20 protein-coding genes are annotated in these 22,371 nt (G+C 42.4%); 4 read left to right on the top strand and 16 right to left on the bottom strand.

Going from position 1 to position 22,371, the window contains the following annotated elements:
- Positions 1–291: 291 nt before the first annotated feature.
- The 10 genes from HMPREF9064_RS03610 to ompA all read right to left on the bottom strand — a co-directional run bounded on the left by HMPREF9064_RS03610 (position 292) and on the right by ompA (position 10,453).
- Positions 292–735 (bottom strand): type II toxin-antitoxin system VapC family toxin, encoded by a 444-nt coding sequence (locus tag HMPREF9064_RS03610; protein ID WP_006718707.1) that lies wholly within the window; start codon positions 733–735, stop codon positions 292–294.
- On the bottom strand, positions 735–1,904 hold the full coding sequence (locus HMPREF9064_RS03605) for an AAA family ATPase (protein WP_006718709.1): 1,170 nt from the start codon (positions 1,902–1,904) through the stop codon (positions 735–737). Before HMPREF9064_RS03605 ends, HMPREF9064_RS03610 begins: the two co-directional genes overlap by 1 nt.
- Before the next feature lie 253 nt (positions 1,905–2,157).
- Complete coding sequence (gene hrpA, locus HMPREF9064_RS03600) at positions 2,158–6,072, bottom strand: ATP-dependent RNA helicase HrpA (protein WP_006718711.1); 3,915 nt, start codon at positions 6,070–6,072, stop codon at positions 2,158–2,160.
- Between the two features lie 6 nt (positions 6,073–6,078).
- Positions 6,079–6,459 (bottom strand): DUF423 domain-containing protein, encoded by a 381-nt coding sequence (locus tag HMPREF9064_RS03595; RefSeq protein WP_006718713.1) that lies wholly within the window; start codon positions 6,457–6,459, stop codon positions 6,079–6,081.
- Positions 6,460–6,912, bottom strand: coding sequence for a DUF441 domain-containing protein (locus tag HMPREF9064_RS0109510; RefSeq protein WP_032997915.1), 453 nt, complete (start codon positions 6,910–6,912; stop codon positions 6,460–6,462).
- A 125-nt stretch (positions 6,913–7,037) separates the two neighbouring features.
- On the bottom strand, positions 7,038–7,367 hold the full coding sequence (grxD, locus tag HMPREF9064_RS03590; protein ID WP_032997916.1) for a Grx4 family monothiol glutaredoxin: 330 nt from the start codon (positions 7,365–7,367) through the stop codon (positions 7,038–7,040).
- A 93-nt stretch (positions 7,368–7,460) separates the two neighbouring features.
- Entirely contained in the window at positions 7,461–8,267 is an 807-nt protein-coding gene (locus HMPREF9064_RS03585) for a TPM domain-containing protein (protein ID WP_006718722.1), read from the bottom strand.
- Complete coding sequence (locus tag HMPREF9064_RS03580; RefSeq protein ID WP_006718723.1) at positions 8,260–8,709, bottom strand: TPM domain-containing protein; 450 nt, start codon at positions 8,707–8,709, stop codon at positions 8,260–8,262. The genes HMPREF9064_RS03585 and HMPREF9064_RS03580 overlap by 8 nt, the downstream gene beginning before the upstream one ends.
- Positions 8,710–8,729: 20 nt before the next feature.
- The gene (locus HMPREF9064_RS03575) at positions 8,730–9,311 is read right to left on the bottom strand and encodes a LemA family protein (RefSeq protein ID WP_032997917.1); all 582 of its coding nucleotides are present in this window, start codon (positions 9,309–9,311) and stop codon (positions 8,730–8,732) included.
- Positions 9,312–9,415: 104 nt separating this feature from the next.
- Positions 9,416–10,453 (bottom strand): porin OmpA, encoded by a 1,038-nt coding sequence (ompA, locus tag HMPREF9064_RS03570; protein WP_032997919.1) that lies wholly within the window; start codon positions 10,451–10,453, stop codon positions 9,416–9,418.
- A 433-nt stretch (positions 10,454–10,886) separates the two neighbouring features.
- On the opposite strand from ompA, the gene ydiJ reads away from it, so the two are divergent.
- Genes ydiJ through hemH form a run of 3 tightly spaced genes read left to right on the top strand, consistent with a single transcriptional unit; the run spans position 10,887 to position 15,460 of the window.
- Positions 10,887–13,976: a D-2-hydroxyglutarate dehydrogenase YdiJ gene (gene ydiJ / locus HMPREF9064_RS03565; protein WP_032997921.1), complete on the top strand. Its 3,090-nt coding sequence runs from the start codon at positions 10,887–10,889 to the stop codon at positions 13,974–13,976.
- 7 nt (positions 13,977–13,983) lie between these two features.
- Positions 13,984–14,406 carry a hotdog fold thioesterase gene (locus tag HMPREF9064_RS03560; protein ID WP_006718733.1) on the top strand — a complete coding sequence of 141 codons (423 nt, stop codon included), beginning with the start codon at positions 13,984–13,986 and terminating at the stop codon, positions 14,404–14,406.
- Positions 14,399–15,460: a ferrochelatase gene (hemH, locus tag HMPREF9064_RS03555; RefSeq protein WP_006718735.1), complete on the top strand. Its 1,062-nt coding sequence runs from the start codon at positions 14,399–14,401 to the stop codon at positions 15,458–15,460. The genes HMPREF9064_RS03560 and hemH overlap by 8 nt, the downstream gene beginning before the upstream one ends.
- A gap of 115 nt (positions 15,461–15,575) precedes the next feature.
- Here the strand turns inward: hemH and nagA are convergent, their stop codons facing one another.
- The 6 genes from nagA to HMPREF9064_RS03525 form a co-directional block, all read right to left on the bottom strand.
- Entirely contained in the window at positions 15,576–16,721 is a 1,146-nt protein-coding gene (gene nagA, locus HMPREF9064_RS03550) for an N-acetylglucosamine-6-phosphate deacetylase (RefSeq protein ID WP_006718737.1), read from the bottom strand.
- A gap of 50 nt (positions 16,722–16,771) precedes the next feature.
- A complete protein-coding gene (gene nagB / locus HMPREF9064_RS03545) occupies positions 16,772–17,575 on the bottom strand; it encodes a glucosamine-6-phosphate deaminase (protein ID WP_006718739.1) in 804 nt (267 codons plus the stop codon).
- A 147-nt stretch (positions 17,576–17,722) separates the two neighbouring features.
- Positions 17,723–18,601 carry an N-acetylneuraminate lyase gene (gene nanA, locus HMPREF9064_RS03540; protein WP_006718741.1) on the bottom strand — a complete coding sequence of 293 codons (879 nt, stop codon included), beginning with the start codon at positions 18,599–18,601 and terminating at the stop codon, positions 17,723–17,725.
- A 13-nt stretch (positions 18,602–18,614) separates the two neighbouring features.
- A complete protein-coding gene (locus tag HMPREF9064_RS03535; RefSeq protein ID WP_032997922.1) occupies positions 18,615–19,487 on the bottom strand; it encodes a MurR/RpiR family transcriptional regulator in 873 nt (290 codons plus the stop codon).
- Positions 19,488–19,495: 8 nt separating this feature from the next.
- Positions 19,496–20,374, bottom strand: a complete 879-nt coding sequence (locus tag HMPREF9064_RS03530; RefSeq protein WP_032997924.1) for an N-acetylmannosamine kinase — start codon at positions 20,372–20,374, stop codon at positions 19,496–19,498.
- 17 nt (positions 20,375–20,391) lie between these two features.
- Positions 20,392–21,093 (bottom strand): N-acetylmannosamine-6-phosphate 2-epimerase, encoded by a 702-nt coding sequence (locus tag HMPREF9064_RS03525; protein WP_032997925.1) that lies wholly within the window; start codon positions 21,091–21,093, stop codon positions 20,392–20,394.
- Positions 21,094–21,342: 249 nt separating this feature from the next.
- Here HMPREF9064_RS03525 and HMPREF9064_RS03520 point away from each other — a divergent pair, with 249 nt between their 5' ends.
- Entirely contained in the window at positions 21,343–22,329 is a 987-nt protein-coding gene (locus HMPREF9064_RS03520; RefSeq protein ID WP_006718748.1) for a sialic acid TRAP transporter substrate-binding protein SiaP, read from the top strand.
- Positions 22,330–22,371 lie beyond the last annotated feature (42 nt).

A 22,371-nucleotide genomic window follows, 5' to 3' on the forward strand; every position in this document is an offset into this window, starting at 1 on the left:
TGCTTATTAAGCATTTAGCTCCAAGGCATTATAAATATAAATTATTAAATAAAGACACTATCAATCTATGATACGCATATCTCCCGATTCACCTCTTAAATCGAAGATACAAGACGCAAATAAAAAACGATGAGGAAAATGACCGCACTTTCTAAAAACAGAACGATGGTTCAAGCGTCCTCGCTTGGACCAAATAAGCACAAGCGTGGACGCTTGCGCTATCTTGGGGCTGATATTTTTGCAAAAGGCACACATTAGGAAACGTGCACCATCTCGGAGAGATTACAGAAATCATCTTATCGCCTGAATTTTCTCAAATAGATTTTCGATTGCACTCATATCACGATCTTTTGATAAAATTTCTAAATTATTTTCTTTTGCTGCTGCAAAGTGAAACATATCAAATTGATACTTTTCAATAACCTTTTTACTTCCTGTTTTTTGATTTGCTTTATCCAAACGAAATAAATTTCGAGCTAAATCAGAAATATCATCATTAATATCAATTACCTGAAATTCTTTTAAAGCATTTTTTAACGTATTTAATTTTTCAATATTATCCCATTCTACACCACGTAAAACCTCATAACGAATTAATGGTGTCAAAAACAATAAAGTTTCAGGATCTTCAAGTTTTAATGCTAAATCTTGTAATACTTCCGCTTTTTTACTTAAGTTTGTATTTGGATCCACTAAATAAATTAAATAATTTGTATCTAATAAATAACCTTTCATTATTTAGTCTCCAAATTAGCTAATTCCTGTTGAACCAATTTTAACAAGTTTTTTTTCGCCTCCTGTTGCCCTTCTTCTTGAGCTCTTTGAACTTTTAATCGATTTAAATTTACATCAAAAGCATCATTTAATAAATCAATGAAAGAAACTTTACTTGGGTAATCAATAAGTTCAGCATACACAACACCATCATTTTCACAACGTTTCAAGCGGTAGGCTTCACCGGTCTTTAATTGACTAATTACAATAGGTGAATGAGTGGTAATAAAAAAGATTGTTTTAGGGAATAATTTTTTTAATAAAGGAATAATATTCACTTGCCACTTATTATGTAAATGGCTTTCTATTTCATCAATTAAGATTATACCGGGAACATTTGCAATCTGTAGCTCATTAGTGAAATAACTGTATCCAGCAATAATTGATTGGATAATTTTTAAAATAGAAGTAAAACCACTGGAAAGCTCTGAAATTTCTCGTTTTTGATTTTCTATTTTTAGAAAAACTCGATTATCGCCTGATATTTCGAGGAAATCTTTATCAATTCTATGATCTACTTTATTTAATAAAGACAATAACGTTTTAATTTCAATCTCTCGATTATCTTCTTTAGACTGATAAGGATTTGAAGATAAAGCGCGCTGAACAATCCATTCTTCAATATTAGAATCCATATTCAAATTTTTTAGATGTTGTGGATTTCCATTAAAACTTGTCAATAAATACTCTAAATACCCTTTTTGTCGTTTAGATTTATTACCTAATTTAGAAACGTTTCCTCTTTCATGCTCATAGATTTTCTCATTTATCGCACCGCGATGTTGTGCAGATAAATAAACGACCGGATGAGAATGCATAGCCGAAATAAATGCATAATTATGATTCCCCAAAGAAAAACCATTATTCTTATTAAAACTGAAAGAAATATTATTGATGGTCGCAGATTTAAAAGGAATTAATGAATGCTGTATATAAGAATCTGTTTCCGTTGCTTGTTTGTTCGTAAATAGCAATATAGCAAACAGACTTTCTAAAAACTTTGTCTTTCCAATCCCATTTTCCCCAATAAAAGTATAAACCCGTTGATTAGGAAATAATTCCGCTTCAATCGTGCCGACACCTTTGACTTGTTCAAAATGAAATTTCTTTAAATGCAATATATTATTCATCTGCAATGTCCTCTTCAAAGCAAATATTTCTTAGGCAATTTTTTTATTTTACCAAATACAACCATTCTTAGGCTGATCAACATAAAATACTATCTTTCATTATAGCTCATCTGCTAACTTTTCCTTAGTTAACTAAACAATATTAATAAAGCATCTCCCCGCAACACCACGTCCAACACCACATTCATCGCCTTTCTCCCACGATAAACTAAGGCTTGATTAGGGGAAAAATACTGTGGTTGATCACTATATCTTACTCTATATTTTGAATAACCCCTAAAACCCGCTTATCCGACACCTGATACTTCGTGCCTAACTGCTGCGCAAATAAACTCACCCGCAATTCCTCTATCATATAGCGAATTTCAGCCACTTCATCCGAAATCGGTTTGGATTTTGGCAGTTTGGTAAGAAGTTGTTGGTAGGCTTGTTGCACTTGTTCCACGCGCAGCATAGCGGCACGATCGCGATTCACATCTTGAGCCAGTTTATCCATGCGTTTATCGATGGCTTGCAGATAACGGAGCAAATCCGGTAGGCGGGCATAGCCGCTTTTTTGCACAAAGCCTTGATAAATCAAACCGGCGATTTGGCTTTTCATATCAGACAGGGCGAATGCCATGGTGAAATCCATTTTGCCTTTGAGGCGTTGGTTGAGCTGGTGTGTGAGCGTAAGGATCTGCTCCACTTTTTGCGCAATATCCACGGTGACTTCATTAACGTTTTCACGCACGAAATCCCGTAGCTTATCAAAGCCTTCTTCGTTCCACACAAAGCCACCAAAATCGGCAATCAGTTTATCCACGGCACAGGCAATACAGTCATCAATTAAATCCAACACGCGCCCAAATGGCGTAAAATACAGCCCCAATTTGGCTTTATTCGGCAATTTTTCATGCAGATATTTAATCGGTGATGGCACGTTGAGTAGCAATAATCGGCGCAAACCTTGCTGCATTGCCACCGCTTGTTCAAATTCCGTTTCAAACAGTTTAATGCCCACCGCGTCTTTTTCGTCCACAATGGCAGGAAAGGCTTTCACACTGAAACCGCGCTGTTTTTGTTCGTAACATTGTGGCAACTCCGCAAAACTCCAAATATGCAGTCCGCTTTGCTCAATGCCATCGTCCGCCACGGCAGAAATGCTTTCTTGCACACGATCTTTTAAGCTAAATTTCAGCTCGTCTAAATTCATGGACTCGGCAATTTTCTTGCCGTTTTCATCCACCACACGGAACGTCATTTTTAAATGGCTTGGAATTTGTTCCCAATGCCAATGTTCCGCCTCTACGGTGACACCCGTCATGCGACGCAATTCATAAATTAGCGTATCCAATAACGGCTTTTCCAACGGCGCGGCACGCCCTAAAAAGGCTTGGGCATAATTGGGTGCAGGCACGAAATTACGGCGATACGATTTCGGCAGAGACTTAATCAGCGCAATCACCAGTTCTTCCCGCAAACCCGGAATTTGCCAATCAAAGCCCGTCATTTCGACCTGATTAAGCAATGGCAACGGAATATGCACGGTCACACCATCCGCATCAGTACCCGGTTCAAATTGATAGGTCAGTTTGAGTTTCAGATTGCCTTGGTGCCAGAAATTCGGAAAATCCAGCTTGCTCACTTGTTCCGCATCATCGTTAATCAAGAAAGAACGTTCAAAATTAAGCAGCTCGGGATCTTGTTTTTCCGCCTTTTTCCACCAGGTATCAAAATGTTTTTGGGAGACAACTTCTGTGCCGATACGCTGATCGTAAAATTCAAAAAGCGTGCGCTCGTCCACCAAAATATCGCGGCGACGGCTTTTGTGTTCCAATTCTTCAACTTCACGAATCAGCTGCTGATTTTGCTTGAAGAATTTATGTTTGGTATTCCAATCTCCCTCCACTAAGGCAGATTGAATAAAGATCTCACGGCTCACTCTTGGGTCAATAGCGCCGTAATTCACTGGTCGGGCTGCCACAATCGGCACGCCATACAGGCTCACTTTTTCATCGGCAATCACCGCTCCGCGAGATTTCGACCAGCGTGGTTCAGAATAGGATTTTTTCGTTAAATGCTCGGCGAGCAGCTCAATCCATTCCGGTTCAATTTCAGCCACCATGCGGCCCCAAAGTTTGGAAGTTTCCACCAACTCTGCCGCCATCACCCATTTCGGTTGTTTTTTGAAAAGTACAGAATTAGGGAAAATTGCAAAATGGGCGTTACGCGCGCCGAGATATTGTTGTTTCTCCGCTTCTTTTAAGCCTATATGCGACAGCAAGCCACTTAAAAGTGCGGTGTGAATTTGCTGATATTCGGCTTTTTCCGAATTAATCGGCAAGCCCATTTCACGCACGGCAAGGCGAATTTGTTGATAAATATCCTGCCATTCGCGAATGCGCAAATAATTTAAAAAATCCTTTTGACACTGGCGGCGGAATTGGTTTTTCGTTAATTCTTTTTGCTGTTCTTGCACATAATGCCAAAGATTCAAGAATGCCAAGAAGTCCGATTTTTTATCGGCAAAACGGCGATGTTTTTCATCGGAAGCCTGTTGTTTTTCGGTTGGGCGCTCACGCGGATCTTGAATGGATAACGCCGAGACAATAATCATCACTTCATAAACGCTGCCAAAATCGACCGCACTTAGAAGCATTTTAGCAAGGCGCGGATCGACCGGGAGTTGAGCAAGTTGGCGACCGATTGTCGTTAATCGACGTTTTTCACCCGATTTGGTTTGAACGGTTTCAAACGCCCCCAACTCTTCCAACAACTTCACGCCATCTTGGATATGCCGTTTATCCGGCGCATCTACGAAGGGGAACACTTCAATGTCGTCTAAACCCAACGCCGTCATTTGCAAAATAACGGAAGCCAAACTGGTGCGCAGAATTTCAGGATCGGTAAATTCCGGGCGATTGTTAAAATCCTCTTCCGAATAAAGACGAATACAAATGCCTTCGCTCACCCGTCCGCAACGCCCTTTCCGCTGATTGGCTGAGGCCTGTGAAATCGGCTCAATAGGCAAGCGTTGCACTTTGGTGCGGTAGCTATAACGAGAAATGCGCGCTGTGCCGGGGTCAATCACATATTTAATCCCCGGCACAGTGAGCGAGGTTTCCGCCACGTTGGTGGCTAACACAATGCGATTTAATCCGCTCGGGTGGAAAATTTTATTTTGTTCTTGCGCAGACAAGCGGGCAAAGAGCGGTAGGATTTCCGTGTGTTTTAGATTTTGCTTTTGCAAGGCTTCAGCGGTGTCGCGAATTTCCCGTTCACCGTTCATAAAGATTAAAATATCGCCGCGCCCTTCTGCTTGCAGTTCATCCACCGCATTGAGAATGCCTTGTAGCTGATCTTGATCGTCGTCTTCCGCAACAGGGCGATAACGCACTTCCACGGGATAAGTTCTGCCCGAGACTTCAATAATCGGCGCGTTATTAAAATGTTTAGAAAAACGTTCCACATCAATGGTGGCGGAGGTGATAATGACTTTTAAATCCGGGCGACGTGGCAGAAGCTGTTTCAGATAACCGAGAATAAAATCGTTATTTAGGCTACGTTCGTGGGCTTCATCAATAATCAAACAAGAATATTGATTGAGGAAACGATCGTTTTGAATTTCAGCAAGCAGAATCCCGTCCGTCATCAACTTGATTTGGGTGTTGTCGCTAATCTGATCATTAAAACGGACTTTATACCCCACTAAATCGCCAAGCTCTGTTTGCAATTCTTCGGCAATTCGAGCCGCCACAGAACGTGCCGCAATACGGCGCGGTTGAGTGTGTCCGATTGTGCCAAGATTGCCGAATCCTAGCTCCAAACACATCTTCGGCAACTGCGTGGTTTTACCCGAACCGGTTTCCCCCGCCACCACGATCACTTGATGCTCGGAAAGCAGTTTTTCAATTTCTGCTTTGCGTTGGCTAACCGGCAAACTTTCCGGAAAAACGATTGGATTTTTGACCGCACTTTTCCGTTGTTCTACACGTAATCTTGCTTGTTCAATTTGCTGTTGGATTTCAGCCGCAACGGCTTGCTGCGCCTCTTGGCTTTTAATCTTGCCGATACCGTGAATGCGGGCGGATAAACGGCGTTTATCCACCAACATAATGTCAATTAATTGAGAAAAAAGGGATTGTTGTAAAGGGGTTAATTCGTGCTTTACCGTTCTATTTTTCATACTAATTTACTTTTTTAAGCTGCTGTAAGCTAAACAAAACCAGCCGATTAAAAATAATGTACCGCCGATAGGTGTCACCCAAACCAGGAATTTGCCTGCGCCAAGCGCAAGTGCATAGAGGCTGCCGCTAAAGAGAAGAATGCCAAATGCCCAAGCACCTGCAGCAAGATTAACTATTTTGTTTGCAACCAATGATTCACGGCACAATTGCAAAATGCCAATCGCTAAAATAGCAATGGTGTGGAACATTTGATATTTCACACCGGTTTCAATCCACGCTAACGCTTTAGGATCTAAAACCTTGCTTAATCCGTGAGCAGCAAAAGCGCCAATCGTTACACATAAAAAACCGCTCAAGGCGGCAATAAATAACCATTTGTTTTTCATTTAAAATTTTCCTATAAGTAATGCCAAAATACCGGCGGCGATAAGTGGTCCAACAGGGATACCGCCCAGAAAAGAAACACCGATGATAGTGCCGATGACTAAGCCTGTCACTAAGACAGGTTGTTCGCCCATCAGCGGAACACCTTTGCCAGCAAGCCACGCGACCAAGACACCCACCGCAATGGCAACAAACATTTTCCAACTGACAAAAGCCGACAAGCCGGGAAGCTGAATTTTACCGGAAACTAACGGGCTCAAGACGCCGATGGTTAAAATCACAATACCAATGCTCAAGCCGTATTTTTCCAAATAGGGAATATATTTCGCGAGAAGCGTTTGCTGCATGATCAGTAACACGGCTGCGGAGATCGTGATGGCGCTATTGTGGCTAAGGATGCCAAGCAAAATTAACACCACTAAAAGTAACGCAATCATATTGAATTGAAGCGACATATTGATCCTAAAGTGCGGTAAAAATTTGCGGAGAATTATAGCATAAGCCATCAAATTTACCCTGAGGCAGACAACAAAAAACCGCACTTGGGGAAACCAAAGTGCGGTTGTATTTCAAAACGTTTTTATGCTTGTGGATGTCTTGCTGCGACTTCTTCTAATAAGGTTTTAAGTTCACCTTGTTGAAACATTTCCAACACGATGTCGCAACCGCCGATTAACTCGCCTTCTACCCATAATTGTGGGAATGTAGGCCAATTGGCGTAAGCCGGTAATTCGGCACGAATATCCGGATGTTGCAAAATATCCACATAACCGAAGGGTACGCCACAGTTAATTAAGGCTTCTACCGCGCGAGCAGAGAAACCGCAAGATGGGAATTTTGGCGAGCCTTTCATGTAAATCAGAATCGGGTTTTCGCTGATTTGTTTTTTGATTTTATCTAGAGTTTCCATAATGTTCCTTGTATTCATTGAATGAGAAAACGCGCGCATTGTATCACAAACCCAAGTTGCCACAAATAAAAGTCGAGCGTTTTACTACGTTATTTACCAGCTTCCACCGGCACCACCGCCGTCAAAGCCGCCTCCGCCGAATCCGCCTCCGGAACCACCACCGAAACCGCCTCCGCCAAAGCCACCACCGAAACCACCACCATCTCTGCCGTTACGACGACGATCTGACATGGATTTTCGCAATACGTCATTCAGCACGTGATTATTGGTTGGCGAGACATAAGGTCGGCGACTGTTCATTTCCGCCATCACGACAATCAAAATAAACAGCGCTAACATGATAAAGGGCACAAAATCCCCAAAATCATTCTCTTCTTCGGCTTGTGCGGCAAATTCACCTTTAGTTGCAGCAATAATGTAATCCAAGCCATTATCGATGCCTTGGGCATACTGCTCGTTACGGAAATAAGGGCGAATTTGGTTACGAATAATTTGTGATGCAAGGGCATCGGTCAATACGCCTTGTAAGCCTTGTCCCACCGCAATAAACAATTTTCGATCGTCTTTCGCTATGAGTAACAACACACCATTATTCAGATTTTTCCGCCCGATACCCCATTTATCGCCTAATTCAAAGGCATATTGAGAAATCTCATATTCACTGGTCGTCGGCACAATCACCACCGCAATTTGCGAACTGGTTTCTTTGCCATAGGCTACCAACTTAGCTTCTAATACGCCAAGCTGCTTTTCCGATAAGGTGTTCGTGTAGTCATTCACATAACGGAAAGGTTTTGGGGAATCAGGAAAGGTAACGGCAGAAACAGTCGTCGCCATAAAAATGCAGAAAAAAATGACCGCACTTTTTAAGCTCAATAAACCAAATACGCGTTTAATCATGAATGATCACCTCGTTATCCAGTTCATTTTGATCGTCCGGTTGAACCGGAAAATGCTGAATTAAGTGTTCACCAATTTTCTGCATCGAAGCCAAAATACCTTCCGTATATTGCTTTTGTTTAAAATGCGCAATCATGCGGGCACATTCTGTTTGCCAAAAATCATCGCCCACATACTGATGAATACCGACGTCACCGATAATTGCGCATTGACGATCACCATAGGCAATATAAATCAACACGCCATTACGCGCTGCCGTTTGATGCATTTCAAGTTGTGAAAAAACAGCCAACGCACGTTCATAAACAGAAAGTGCGGTCGGTTTTGACGGTATTTTTCGTTCGATAAAAATCCGAAACTCGGCGGAGGTTTGTCGCTCAAGGCGGGCAATTGCCGCCTCAAGCTGTTTTTTATCTATCGAGATTTTTGCAAATAATGGCATCGCGCCACCTTATTGTCCGTTTAGTTAAAATTCACTGTCGGCGCATTTTCAGCACCAGCAACAGATTTGAAATAAGGTTTTTCTTTGAAACCAAAAATCATCGCAACCACTTTGGTTGGGAAAGTACGAATTTTTTGGTTGTATTCACGTGCCGCTTCATTGAATTTATTACGCGCGACATTAATGCGATTTTCGGTACCTTCCAATTGCGCTTGTAAGTTCATAAAGCCTTCGTTCGCACGCAACTCAGGGTAATTCTCTACGCTGACCAATAAACGAGACAAAGCTGAACCGACTTCATTTTGGCTTTGTTGGAATTGGGTTAATTGCTCTTCCGTTAAATTAGACGGATCGATTTTGGTTTGCGTTGCTTTGGCACGCGCTTCAACAACACCGGTCAAGGTTTCTTTTTCAAAGTTTGCCTGGCCTTTTACGGTATTCACTAAATTCGGGATCAAATCGGAACGACGTTGATAAGTCGATTCTACATTTGCCCATACGGAATTAATTTGTTCTTCCGCAGCAACCAAGCCGTTATAACTTGGAATCAAAGTCATCGCTGCAACAACGGCAACAATAATCAGAACAAGCCATTTTTTCATTTTTTTCCTCTTACGATAATTAAACCGAGCTAAAAAAACAAAAGACCTAAACATAGGTTTAGGTCTTTTTTATCTTTATCTGAAAATAATTAACAAAATGCTAATTATTTAGTACCGCTAACTGCGATTTCTACGCGACGGTCATCAGCTAAGCAAGCGATAAGCGCTTTACGGCCTTTAACTGCGTCACATTTGTTACCAGTAACTGGGTTTGCTTTACCGTAACCAGTTGCAGAAATAGCGTTTTGAGAAACGCCTTTAGCAACTAAGTAGTTAGCTACAGTTTCAGCACGTTTTTGAGATAATTTTTGGTTGTAAGCGTCAGAACCGATACGGTCTGTGTAACCTGCAACTTTAACGTTTGCACTCTTAACTTGTGCGATTTCGCCGTAGATACCATCTAACACGCCTTGTGCTTGTGGTTTTAAGTCAGCTTTGCCGAATGCGAAAGTTACATCAGAGTTCAAGTTGAAAGTTTTGTTTACAACTTCAGGCGCTACAACTGGTGCACCTTGACCGAAACGGTAAGATAAACCTAAAGCTACAGAACCGATATCTGGGGAATAACGAACATCTGAGTCAACACCAGCTTTTCTTTCAGCTTTGCCTAAGTTACCTACACGGCTAACCCATTGATATTCAGCGCGTAATGCTAATTCAGGAAGAATTGCATATTCAACACCCGCTGCGAATACCGGAGATACTTTTAGGTTGTGGTATTTCTCAACATCACTACCATCAGTAAATTTATAATCGCTACGGATTAATGCTGCACCAACACGACCATAAACATCTAAATCAGCTAATACCGGGTAGCTGCCTTTAAGTGCTAAAGTAGTACCGTGTGCTGTGTGTCTAAAATGTTGTTCACCGTTGGTTTTAGCTTTAGCACGACCGAAATATTCGTAACCTGCTTCAACAGCCAAGTTATCAGTGATTTGATAACCACCGAACACACCGTAAGCTTCAGAGTTACGGCTAACTGTTTGACCTGGTTCATCTTTAAATTGGTTAAGACCGTGATGTACAGATGCCCAACCAGCTTTTGCGCCGGCATAGAAAGTGTCAGCTTGTGGAGCTGCTTGTGCTACTGTTGCTGCTGCTAAACCAGCGATAGCTAATGCGATTGCAGTTTTTTTCATTTTGATGATCCTCTTTAATTTAGTCATCTATTTTAAAACAAGTATCAGCTGATATAGCTGAAAACCGACACAAGAACTTGTGTCACCTTCATCTTAAACCGTTTACCTCTAAAAGTGAAATTTTTTACAATTTCTAGCTTAAGATGTTGTTTCAAATAGGATTGAAGTTTTCCTATTTCTTTTGATGAGAAATATCCAACTCCCCTCAAAAGTTGCGGCATTATCCTACTGAAATAACATAAAATCAAACAAATAGACTTCTTTTTGCTTAAATTTTAAGCAATTAAACATTCTTTTTGTCTATTTTGCAACCCCATCTCAATATTTCTTCAATAAATTTAATATTTATCAAATGATTTTCTATGTTAAACTTTGGTTACTTTTTACTCCACCTAATCCCAAACAAACATTAACCAATATAGAGTGGTGCAACATGCTACCCCGCTTAACGAATATCCCTCAACTTTCTCCATTAGTCAGTGATTATTTAGATGCGTTACGATTGCAACATTTTGAAGGAGACATTGCCTCAAATTATGCCGATCGTCTTAGCCTCGCTACCGACAACAGCGTTTACCAACAGCTTCCGCAAGCGATTTTATTTCCGAAAAGCGTTGCTGATGTGGTTCGTCTAACGAAACTCGCACAACAGGAAAAATACCTTTCGCTGACGTTTACGCCACGTGGTGGTGGCACCGGTACGAACGGGCAATCTATCAATAATAACATTATTGTTGATCTATCCCGCCACATGATGAAAATTTTAGAACTCAACGTAAAAGAACGTTGGGTGCGCGTGCAAGCCGGCGTAGTGAAAGATCAGCTTAATCAATTTCTAAAGCCGCACGGTTTATTTTTCTCGCCGGAACTCTCCACCAGTAACCGCGCCACCTTAGGCGGCATGATCAATACGGATGCGTCAGGACAAGGATCTTTACAATACGGGAAAACCTCCGACCACGTGCTCGGTTTACGCGCTGTGCTCATCAATGGCGAAATTTTAGAGACAAGTGCGGTCAAATCTGACGACGTTTTTCGCTATACAGAAGAAAGCTCTCTCTCTGCCAATGTGAAAAAAATCCATCAACAGATTTTTCAACGTTGCAAAGACAAACGCTCACAAATCCTGAATGATTTGCCCCAATTGAACCGTTTTCTGACCGGTTACGATTTAAAAAATGTGTTTAACGATGATTTAAGCGAATTCAATTTAACCCGCATTTTGACAGGTTCTGAAGGCTCACTTGCTTTTATTTGCGAAGCCACGTTAGATTTAATGCCGCTGCCACAACATCGCACATTAATTAACATTAAATACAATTCTTTTGATGCGGCATTGCGCAACGCGCCTTTTATGGTCAAAGCCAATGCACTTTCTGTAGAAACCGTAGATTCCAAAGTACTGAATTTGGCAAAACAAGACATTATTTGGCACTCCGTCAAAGAACTGTTAACAGAAGACACACAACATCCGATTCTTGGCTTAAATATTGTGGAATATGCCGGCAATCATCAGGCATTAATTGAAAAACAAGTGGCGCAGTTATGTGCACAATTAGATCAAAAAATTGCTGAAGGCAAAGATCATATTATCGGCTATCAAGTTTGCGATCATTTGCCATCTATTGAACGAATTTATGCCATGCGCAAAAAAGCCGTAGGGTTGCTTGGCAATGCAAAAGGCGCGGCAAAACCCATTCCTTTTGTGGAAGACACTTGTGTGCCGCCGGAAAATTTAGCGGATTACATTACCGAGTTTCGCGCTTTATTAGATAGCCATCATCTGCAATACGGCATGTTCGGCCATGTGGATGCGGGCGTGTTACACGTTCGCCCGGCGTTAGATTTGTGCGATCCCGAGCAAGTCAAATTATTTAAACAGATTTCTGACGAAGTGGCAGAACTCACCCGCAAATACGGAGGATTAATTTGGGGCGAACACGGTAAAGGAATGCGCTCGCAATACGGCGAAAAATTCTTTACGCCCGAATTATGGCGTGAATTACGTTACATCAAATTCTTATTTGACCCACAAAATCGCCTCAATCCAGGGAAAATCTGCACGCCATTAAACAGCGAACAAGCACTTTATTCCATTTTATCGCCAATGCGAGCCGATTTAGACCGCCAAATTCCTGTTCAAATGAAAGAAGAATTTATCGGAGCCATGAATTGTAACGGTAACGGCCTATGCTTTAACTTTGATGTCCACAGTACCATGTGCCCGTCTATGAAAGTGAGTAAAAATCGTATTTTTTCACCGAAAGGCCGCGCCGCCATGGTGCGTGAATGGTTGCGTTTATTAGCGAACGAGCAAGTTACCCCGGCGCAATTGGATTTCAAGCAATCCACGGTAAAACTCACGGATATTGTGCATAAAATCCAAAACAGCTATCAAAAACACCGTGGCGAATACGATTTTTCTCATGAAGTGAAGGCGGCAATGGATACTTGTCTCGCGTGTAAAGCCTGTGCCAGCCAATGTCCGATTAAAATCGATGTACCGAGCTTCCGCGCCAAATTCTTCCATTTTTACCACCAACGTTATCTGCGCCCCATCAAAGATTATGTGGTGTCCAATGTGGAATACGTTGCGCCGCTAATGGCAAAACAAGCGAAGCTCTTTAATTATTTTACAGCGACTAAATTTAGTCAAAAAGTGGCAGAAAAATGTTTGGGCATGACGGATTTACCGTTGCTCTCGACACCCAATCTGCAACAACAACTCATTCAACTTGGCCATCAAAACGCCTCATTAGAGCAATTAGAAAGTTTAAGTGCGGTGGAAAAACAACGTGTTTTGCTTATCGTACAAGATCCTTTTACTTCTTATTATGATGCCAAAGTCGTTGCCGATTTTGTGGCGTTAACGCAAAAACTGGGCTTTAAGCCGGTGGTATTACCATTTAAACCCAACGGCAAAGCACAACATATTAAGGGCTTTTTAACCCGTTTTGCCAAAACCGCAAAAAATCAGGCTGAGTTCCTTAATCGTATGGCAAAACTGGGTATGCCTTTGGTCGGTGTGGATCCCGCCATTGTGTTGTCGTATCGTGACGAATATAAAGAAATTCTTGGTGCTGAGCGCGGTAATTTCCATGTGCTGACCGCCCACGAATGGCTCAAGCAACAGTTGGATAACGGCATCTTGTTATCCGCACAAAACACCGAAAAAACCGACCGCACTTTTGAGTCGCATCAGTGGTATTTATTCCCACACTGCACAGAAACGACTGCGATGCCAAACAGTGGCAAAGAATGGCAACACATTTTTGCCGCTTTCGACCAGCAGTTGCAGGTTGAAAGTGTCGGCTGTTGCGGCATGGCAGGCACTTTCGGGCACGAAACCCAGCATATCGACATGTCAAAAGCCATTTATGAAGCCTCATGGGAGAAAAAGCTGCAAAATAAAGATCCGAACTTCTGCTTAGCAACCGGTTATTCCTGTCGTAGCCAAGTGAAGCGTTTCGCCCATTATCAGCCGAAACACCCTGTACAAGCCTTATTAACTTTATTGAAATAACAACACCATGAGCATTTGGAAGAAACATCTCACGCTACAACAACTAAATGACTTCTGCCAACACTGTGCCGTGGCACATTTAGGCATTGAATTTACCGCACAGGGCGATGATTGGCTGGAAGCCCGTATGCCGGTTGATCACCGCACTACTCAACCCATGGGATTTTTACATGGTGGCATTTCCGCGGCACTTGCGGAAACCGTTGCTTCCACTGCCGGTTTTTGCTGTGTAGAAGCAAATCAGGCTGTCGTTGGTTTAGAGATCAATGCAAGCCATTTACGCCCTGTAAACCAAGGCTATGTTTGCGCTAAATCAAGCCCGATTCGTTTAGGTAAAAATGTACAGGTTTGGCAAATTGACATTCGAGATGCACAAGATAAACTGTGCTGCGTTTCACGTTTAACTCTTTCTATTATCACACATGACTAATTTAAAAATCGGCGTCATTCTTGCCAATTTAGGTACGCCAGACTCACCAAGTCCTAAGGATATTTCCCGTTATTTATGGCAATTTTTAACGGATCCCCGCGTGGTCGATTTGCCACGTTGTAAATGGTATCCGTTACTTAAAGCCATTATTTTGCCGTTGCGTTCTAAACGAGTCGCAAAAGACTACCGTTCTATTTGGACCGAACAAGGTTCTCCGTTAATGGTGTTCACCGAACAACAAAAGCAAGGCTTAATCGACTTTTTCCGACAACAGCAACTGGATGTGGAAATCGAAATCGGTATGACTTATGGTAATCCGTCCATGCCAAGTGCTGTGCAAAAATTAATGGATAAAAAAGTGGAACACATCATCGTACTTCCGCTCTATCCACAATACAGCAGTAGCACAACAGGAGCCGTGTTCGACTCTTTTGCTGAGGCATTGAAACAACAACGTGGCATTGTGCCCTTTGATTTTATTCATTCCTATCCGCTCAACCAAAACTATATTTCCGCGTTAATTGATTCTTGCAAAGCGAGATTAAAGGCGGATGAGTTTTTACTGTTTTCCTTTCACGGCATTCCGTTACGTTATGAAAACACCGGCGATTACTACCGCACACATTGCCAACAAACCGCAGCTGCGGTGGCACAAGGGTTGGGCTTAAATGAAAAACAATGGGGTTTAACCTTCCAATCCCGTTTTGGTAAAGAAGAATGGTTACAGCCTTATACCGATGAGTTTTTGTCTAACGCTGCAGCACAGGGCATTAAGAAAGTGGCAGTGATTTGCCCTGGCTTTGCTGTGGATTGTTTAGAAACCTTGGAAGAAATTGCTGAGGAAAATAAAGACTATTTCATCACTAACGGCGGTGAAAGTTATCAATACATTCCGGCGCTGAACGCCTCTCCGGCACATATCGAAACTTTGGGCAGATTAGTGATCAATCAAATGGCGAAAATGAAATGCAACAACTGCTCTTCACCAAACATTGACATTATTCCAACCATTACGGTGCCAACGTCAAACAATCTCAGTAGCCGTTGTCATTAAGCGAGAAATAAAAAAAGTGCGGTGGATTTTTGAGGTGTTAAAAACACTTGGAAAATCCACCGCACTTTTATTTTATAGGTGCAAATAAACGCACCTTACGATGATCTTGCTATGATTAATTCGCTTTCCACTCGCCGTTCACGACAGTACCAACGACGTGGTAATCGTTCGTGAAGACCGCAAGGTTAGCGACTTTGCCGGCTTCAACAGAACCCAAACGGTCATCGACACCGATGGCGCGTGCCGGATAAAGGTTACTCATACGAATCGCTTCGGCAAGAGGAATCTCAACATATTCCACCGCATTTTTGATGGATTCCATCATGGTGATAGAAGCACCTGCGATCGTGCCGTTACCGTCATAGCAACGTCCTTCTTTCACATAAATGGTTTTACCCACGAAGGTGAAGGTTTCTAGTTCAGGGCCTGCACCGGCAGCCGCTAAAGAATCGGTCACAATACAAAGTTTGTCGCCTTTCACTTTTTTATCCAAACGCACATTACCAAAATCCACATGTACGCCGTCCACGATAATGCCGGTGTAAACGTCAGAATCCAATACTGCACCCACCACGCCCATGGCACGACCGGAACTGATCGGCGACATGGCATTGTGTAAGTGCGTTGCGAAAGTTGCGCCTTTACGGAAAGCCGCTTTTGCCACGTCATAGGTGGCGTTAGAGTGACCGACTGACACCACGATGCCACTTTTCACAAAATCAGGCGTGTAATTGATGGTTGGGTTTTCTGCGGCAATGGTGAGTTTGGTGATCACATCGGCGTTTTCACACAAGAAATCTTTCATTTCAGGTGAAATTTCACGGATATATTCCGGACGGTGTACGCCTTTTTTCTCTACGCTCAAATACGGCCCTTCAATATGCAAACCCAGTGCTTGGTTTTTATGTTTATTCAAATATTCACGCATAACTTTCACCGCACTTTTGATGCCCTCATCCGGTGCCGTAATAAAGGTTGGCAAGAAGCTGGTGCAGCCGGATTTCAGGTTGGTCGCTTGCATGATTTCTAAGGTTTCTACACTGGTTTGGTCGTTGAACATCACACCACCACAACCGTTTAATTGCAAGTCAATAAAACCGGCAGTGAGGTTATGCCCCTCTAAATCAAGGGTCTTAATGCCGCTTTCCAATTCGCTTTGTGGAATCACTGCTTCAATGTGTTCGCCATTCACGACCACCGCATAATCCCGAAGGATTTCATCTTTGGTGTAAATGACGGAATTAATTAATGCATATTTCATAATCGTACCTTTAAATAATCTAAAAATTCACCGCACTTTTGCGCTAAACATTACAACACGCTGTGAATGGCGTGACTTTCCAAGTCGGTGAAATATTTCACGGTTTTTACTTTCAACTCTTGCAACGCCGGCTCATCACACACCAACACAAAATGGCGATGTAATTGCAATGCGCTGACCGTCCACATGTGATTTACTGCGCCTTCAACAGCGGCTTGCACAGCGAGCGCTTTGGAATGCCCTGTTGCCAAAATCATCACTTCTTCTGCGTCTAACAAGGTGCCGACCCCAATGGTTAAAGAATATTTTGGCACTTGGTTCACATCATTATTAAAGAAACGGGAGTTCGCAATAATCGTATCCGGTGTAAGGGTTTTAATACGGGTGCGGGAGCTCAACGAAGAAGCCGGTTCATTGAAGGCAATATGTCCATCTACGCCAACGCCGCCCATAAATAAATGAATTTTTCCGTAAGATTTGATTTTTTCTTCGTAACGACGACATTCTTCATCATGATCGTCCGTATTGCCGTCCAAAATATTGATGTTTTGCGGCTGAATATCAATGTGGTTAAAAAAATTGTTGTGCATGAAGCTGTGATAGCTTTCCGGATGTTCTTTCGGAAGACCCACATATTCATCCATGTTGAATGTGACCACATGTTTAAAACTCACTTCACCGGCTTGGTTTAAGCGGATCAGTTCTTGGTAAGTTTTAAGTGGTGTTCCGCCGGTAGGTAAACCCAATACAAACGGGCGTTCTTCGGTGGGATTAAAACGATTGATTCTGTCAACGATATGACGTGCTGCCCAACGGCTAACTTGTTGTTCGTTATGTAGAGGGATGAGGCGCATAATAAACTTCCTTTATTGTGACCGCACTTTACAATCATTTTGTAGGAACAGGCGTTATGCCTGTCCCATTTATGTCATAAAGAGAATTTAGGACAGGCATAACGCCTGTCCCTACACCAGAAAAGTGCGGTCTCTTTTTCCATTAAATTAGAAATATTTCTCTTTTAATTCTTTTGCTTTGGCTAATTGTGCTTCGGTCGCTTTTGCCGTCATTGGTTCACGACAATAGCCGGCATCCACACCTTCCAATTTCAACAATTCTTTGATGGTTAAATACAAACCATTCGCTAAGATACCTTCGATTAAATCGTTGGTCACATGTTGAATTTCACGCGCTTCAGCCAGTTTGCCTTGTTTGGTCAAGTCAAAAATTTGTCTCGCACGAACACCGTTCACGTTGAATGTACTACCAATAGCACCATCCACACCTAAAGCCACCGCTGGCAACATCATTTCATCAAAGCCGGCCCAAATTAAGTGGTTTGGATACGCTTTTTGTAAACGTTCTAATAAGTAGAAGTCACCTGCGGTAAATTTCACGCCAAGCACTTTCGGGTTTTTGTAAAGCTCGCCGAATTGTTCTACGCCCATGTTTACGCCGGTTAAGAACGGAATGGAGTAAACGATCATGTTGTTACCGGTTTCGGCAATGATGGTGTCGTAGTAGTGTTTAATTTCAGGGAAGCTGAATTTGTAGTAGAACGGGGTTACCGCAGAAAGGCAGTCATAGCCTAATTCAGTGGCATATTTACCTAATTCCACCGCTTCGTGTAAATTCACGCTACCCACTTGTGCGATTAACGCCACTTGGTCTTTTGCTTCATCTTTCGCAATACGGAAGATTTGTTTTTTCTCTTCGGTAGAAAGCATGAAGTTTTCACCGGTAGAACCACCCACATACAAACCATTGACTTTCATTTTGTCGATATTGTGGCGAATAATTTGGCGTAAGCCTTTTTCATTAATAGAGCCATCTTCATTAAATGACACTAATAACGCACTGAAAATACCTTTTAAATCACGCATTGTTTTCTCCTGTTTAGTATTTAATACGTTGTTCTAAAATAACATTAAGGGTTTTCTCTTTTGTCTGGGTCGCTTTTTCTTGCTCGGCTTGGACTATCAACGCATAAATCAAATCCAAGACAAACAATTGAGAAATTTTCGTACCGATGGAATCGCCTTGCAGCTTTCCTTGCTTATTGCCGTTAACCAACACAAAATCTGCATGTTCGGTCAAAGGCGAACGCATACTGTGGGTCAATGCCACTGTCGTTGCACCATTATCTTTGGCAATTTTTAACGCATGCGCTGTTTCTTGCGAATAGCCGGAATGGCTGATGCCAATCGCCACATCATTGCGTTGTAACAATGCCGCTTGCATATACATAAAATGATTGTTACCGCTGGCATCGACCGGAATGCCGATACGCATAAATTTATTTTTAGCATCTTCCGCTGTCACCCCGGAGGTGCCGACACCGAAAATAAAAACACGATTCGCACGTCGAATGAAACGTACCACTAACTCCAGCTGATTCAGATCCAGCAAATCAATGGTTTCATCCATTACCGTATTAATCACGGACTGCAATTTACGTGCAATTTTCACCGGATCATCATCTGCCGTGACTTCCGTATCCAATAAACTGTTGTCTTTGCCCCCTTGTGTTTTCGCAACTTCAATAGAAAACTCTAATTTGAAATCACTAAACCCACGAAAGCCAAGAGTACGACAAAAACGCACGAAAGTGGCTTCGCCGACATCTAAGTAAGACGCCAACTCGGCTAAAGAGTGTCGCATGACGATATCCGGCGAGCGGTTAATGGCGTCTGCGATTTTCTTCTCCGTCTTCGTTAAACTCTGGTACAAAGAGCTAATGGTATTCAGTACACTGCCGTTTTTTGCCATAAATGCTCCTAACGATTGATTTGAGTAAGTGCCCATGCAGCCGCGCCGATAAGTCCGGCATCTTGCCCTAATTGAGCCGCATCCAACGGACAACGATAAATTTCCGGCATTTGCGCCAAATACTGTTTCACCAAAGGCAAATAGCCTTCAGCCAACCCAACGCTACCGCCAATCACCACATGTTGTACGTCCATACCAATCACTAAATCCGCCACTAAATTGGCAATCGCTTTTGCTGAACGAGACACAAGTGCGGTAGCTTTTTCATCCATTTTTCTAAAACGGGCAAAGACTTCTTTTGGATCGCAAAGATCGTCCCATTGTTTAGAAACCGCTTCAATGGCACGTCCTGATGCGATGGCTTCCACACAACCAACTCGACCACAACCGCACACAGGACCATTTGGATCCGCAACAGTATGTCCAATATGACCGGCAATGCCGTTCGGTTCAGTGAGTAATTGGTGGTTTAAAATTAACCCGCCACCTACGCCCGTAGAGACGGTAATAAAAGCAAAGTTTTGAAGGTTATTTTTATCTTGCAGTTGATATTCCGCATAAGTCGCAGCCTGCGCATCATTCAATAAATACACGGGCTTTGATGTATGCTGAGAAATGCTTTGTTTTAGAGGGAAATAAGCCAGTCCGCCTAAATTTTTCGGATTAAGTGCGGTCAATATTCCTTTATTGATGATGCCTGTGGAGGCAACCGCAACATAATCGAATTGCCCCGCATAATCCGAAAGTAATTGTGCGAGCGTTTGATGCATTGCCTCCACCACATTTTCTTGCGGTGTGTGGATTTGTTGACGTTGTGTCACGTGGTTCCCTGACACAATGGCTGAGGCGATTTTAGTTCCGCCGATATCTAAGGCTAAGCAACGCATCATGTTTCCCCTCTTAATTATTTATTTGCAGAATTAACCGCACTTGAGAACCAGCTCACGATATGTTCTAAACGGGTTAACGCAGATCCTACGGTCACGAAATCAGCACCGATCTCAATAGCTGTTTTAGCAAGTTCCGGCGAGTTGTAACGTCCTTCCGCCATAACTTTGCAGCCTGCGGCTTTCAAATCTTTGACTAATTGATAGTCCGGTTCATCCGGTACAGCACCACCTGTGTAGCCTGACATGGTGCTACCCACAATATCAAAGCCTAATTTTTGGCAGTACAACCCTTCTTCTAAATTGGAGCAATCCGCCATGGCAAGACAGCCCATTTCATGAATTTTTTTGACCGCACTTTCAATATCAACAGGACGCGGACGATGGGTGCCATCCACGGCAATGATATCCGCACCGGCATGCGCTAAATCTTCAATGTCTTGTAAAAACGGCGTGATACGCACCGGGCTGTCCGGCAAATCGCGTTTTACAATACCGATAATCGGCACATTGACTGTTGGACGCGTTGCTTTCAAGTTGTCCACGCCTTCAATACGCAGTCCAGCCGCTCCACCGACAACAGAAGCCTGCGCCATCGCGGCAACAATTTCCGGCTTATCCATCGGGCCATCATCGACCGGTTGGCAGGACGCAATCAATCCATTTTGAATTTTGGCAAAAACCTCTTGGTGGGATAATTTGTGTTGAGTGAATGACATAAAAACTCCTATTAATTTGCGGCTGCATTTGGCAGTCATTCTTGTCATCGTGCATTATATGATAACAACACTTCATTTTAAAATATCTTTTTGAAGTGTTTTTTCAATGATGTGATCTACCTCTCATTTCTGAAATAAAACTTCACAATCTATTTGAAAATGATTTTTTTACTTTAGAATGGATGCCGAGTTGTAATCTAACCATGTTCTTAAACATCAATTAACTTACTATCATTACAGGAGTAGCTTATGAAACTAGCAAAACTTTTCCTTGCCACTGCAATCGCATTAGGCGTGACCTCTGCTGCAAACGCTGCAGATTTCGATTTAAAATTTGGTATGAACGCGGGTACGTCTTCTAACGAATACAAAGCTGCTGAAATGTTTGCCAAAGAAGTGAAAGAAAAATCTAACGGCAAAATCGAAATTTCACTTTATCCAAGTTCTCAATTAGGTGACGACCGCGCCATGTTAAAACAATTAAAAGACGGTGCGTTAGACTTCACTTTTGCTGAATCTGCACGTTTCCAATTGTTCTATCCTGAAGCGGCTGTGTTTGCTTTACCTTACGTTATCAGTGACTACAGCGTGGCACAAAAAGCTTTATTTGACACTGCATTCGGTAAAGACTTAATCCAAAAAATGAACAAAGATTTAGGCTTAACCTTATTATCCCAAGCCTATAACGGTACACGCCAAACCACCTCTAACCGTGCAATCAACAGCATTGCCGACATGAAAGGCTTAAAATTACGCGTACCAAACGCGGCAACTAACTTGGCGTACGCAAAATATGTGGGTGCATCTCCAACACCAATGGCATTCTCCGAAGTGTATCTAGCATTACAAACGAATTCCGTTGACGGTCAAGAAAACCCATTGGCAACCGTTCAAGCACAAAAATTCTATGAAGTGCAAAAATACTTGGCAATGACCAACCACATTTTAAACGACCAACTTTATCTTGTAAGTAACGAAACCTTTGCTGACTTACCAGCTGACTTACAAAAAGTTGTTCGTGATGCAGCACAAAAAGCCGCAGAATACCACACCAAATTATTCGTTGACGGTGAAAAAGAATTAGTAACTTTCTTTGAAAAACAAGGTGTAACCGTAACATATCCGGATCTCACTCCATTCAAAGAAGCAATGAAACCTTTCTATGCTGACTTTGTAAAACAAACCGGTACGAAAGGCGAAGAAGCACTTAAACAAATTCAAGCTGTAAGCAAATAATTCTCTTATTCGTGTGCCTGTTTCGGCAGGCACGCTTTTTCT

The organism is Aggregatibacter segnis ATCC 33393, from assembly GCF_000185305.1.
Classification (GTDB): domain Bacteria; phylum Pseudomonadota; class Gammaproteobacteria; order Enterobacterales; family Pasteurellaceae; genus Aggregatibacter; species Aggregatibacter segnis.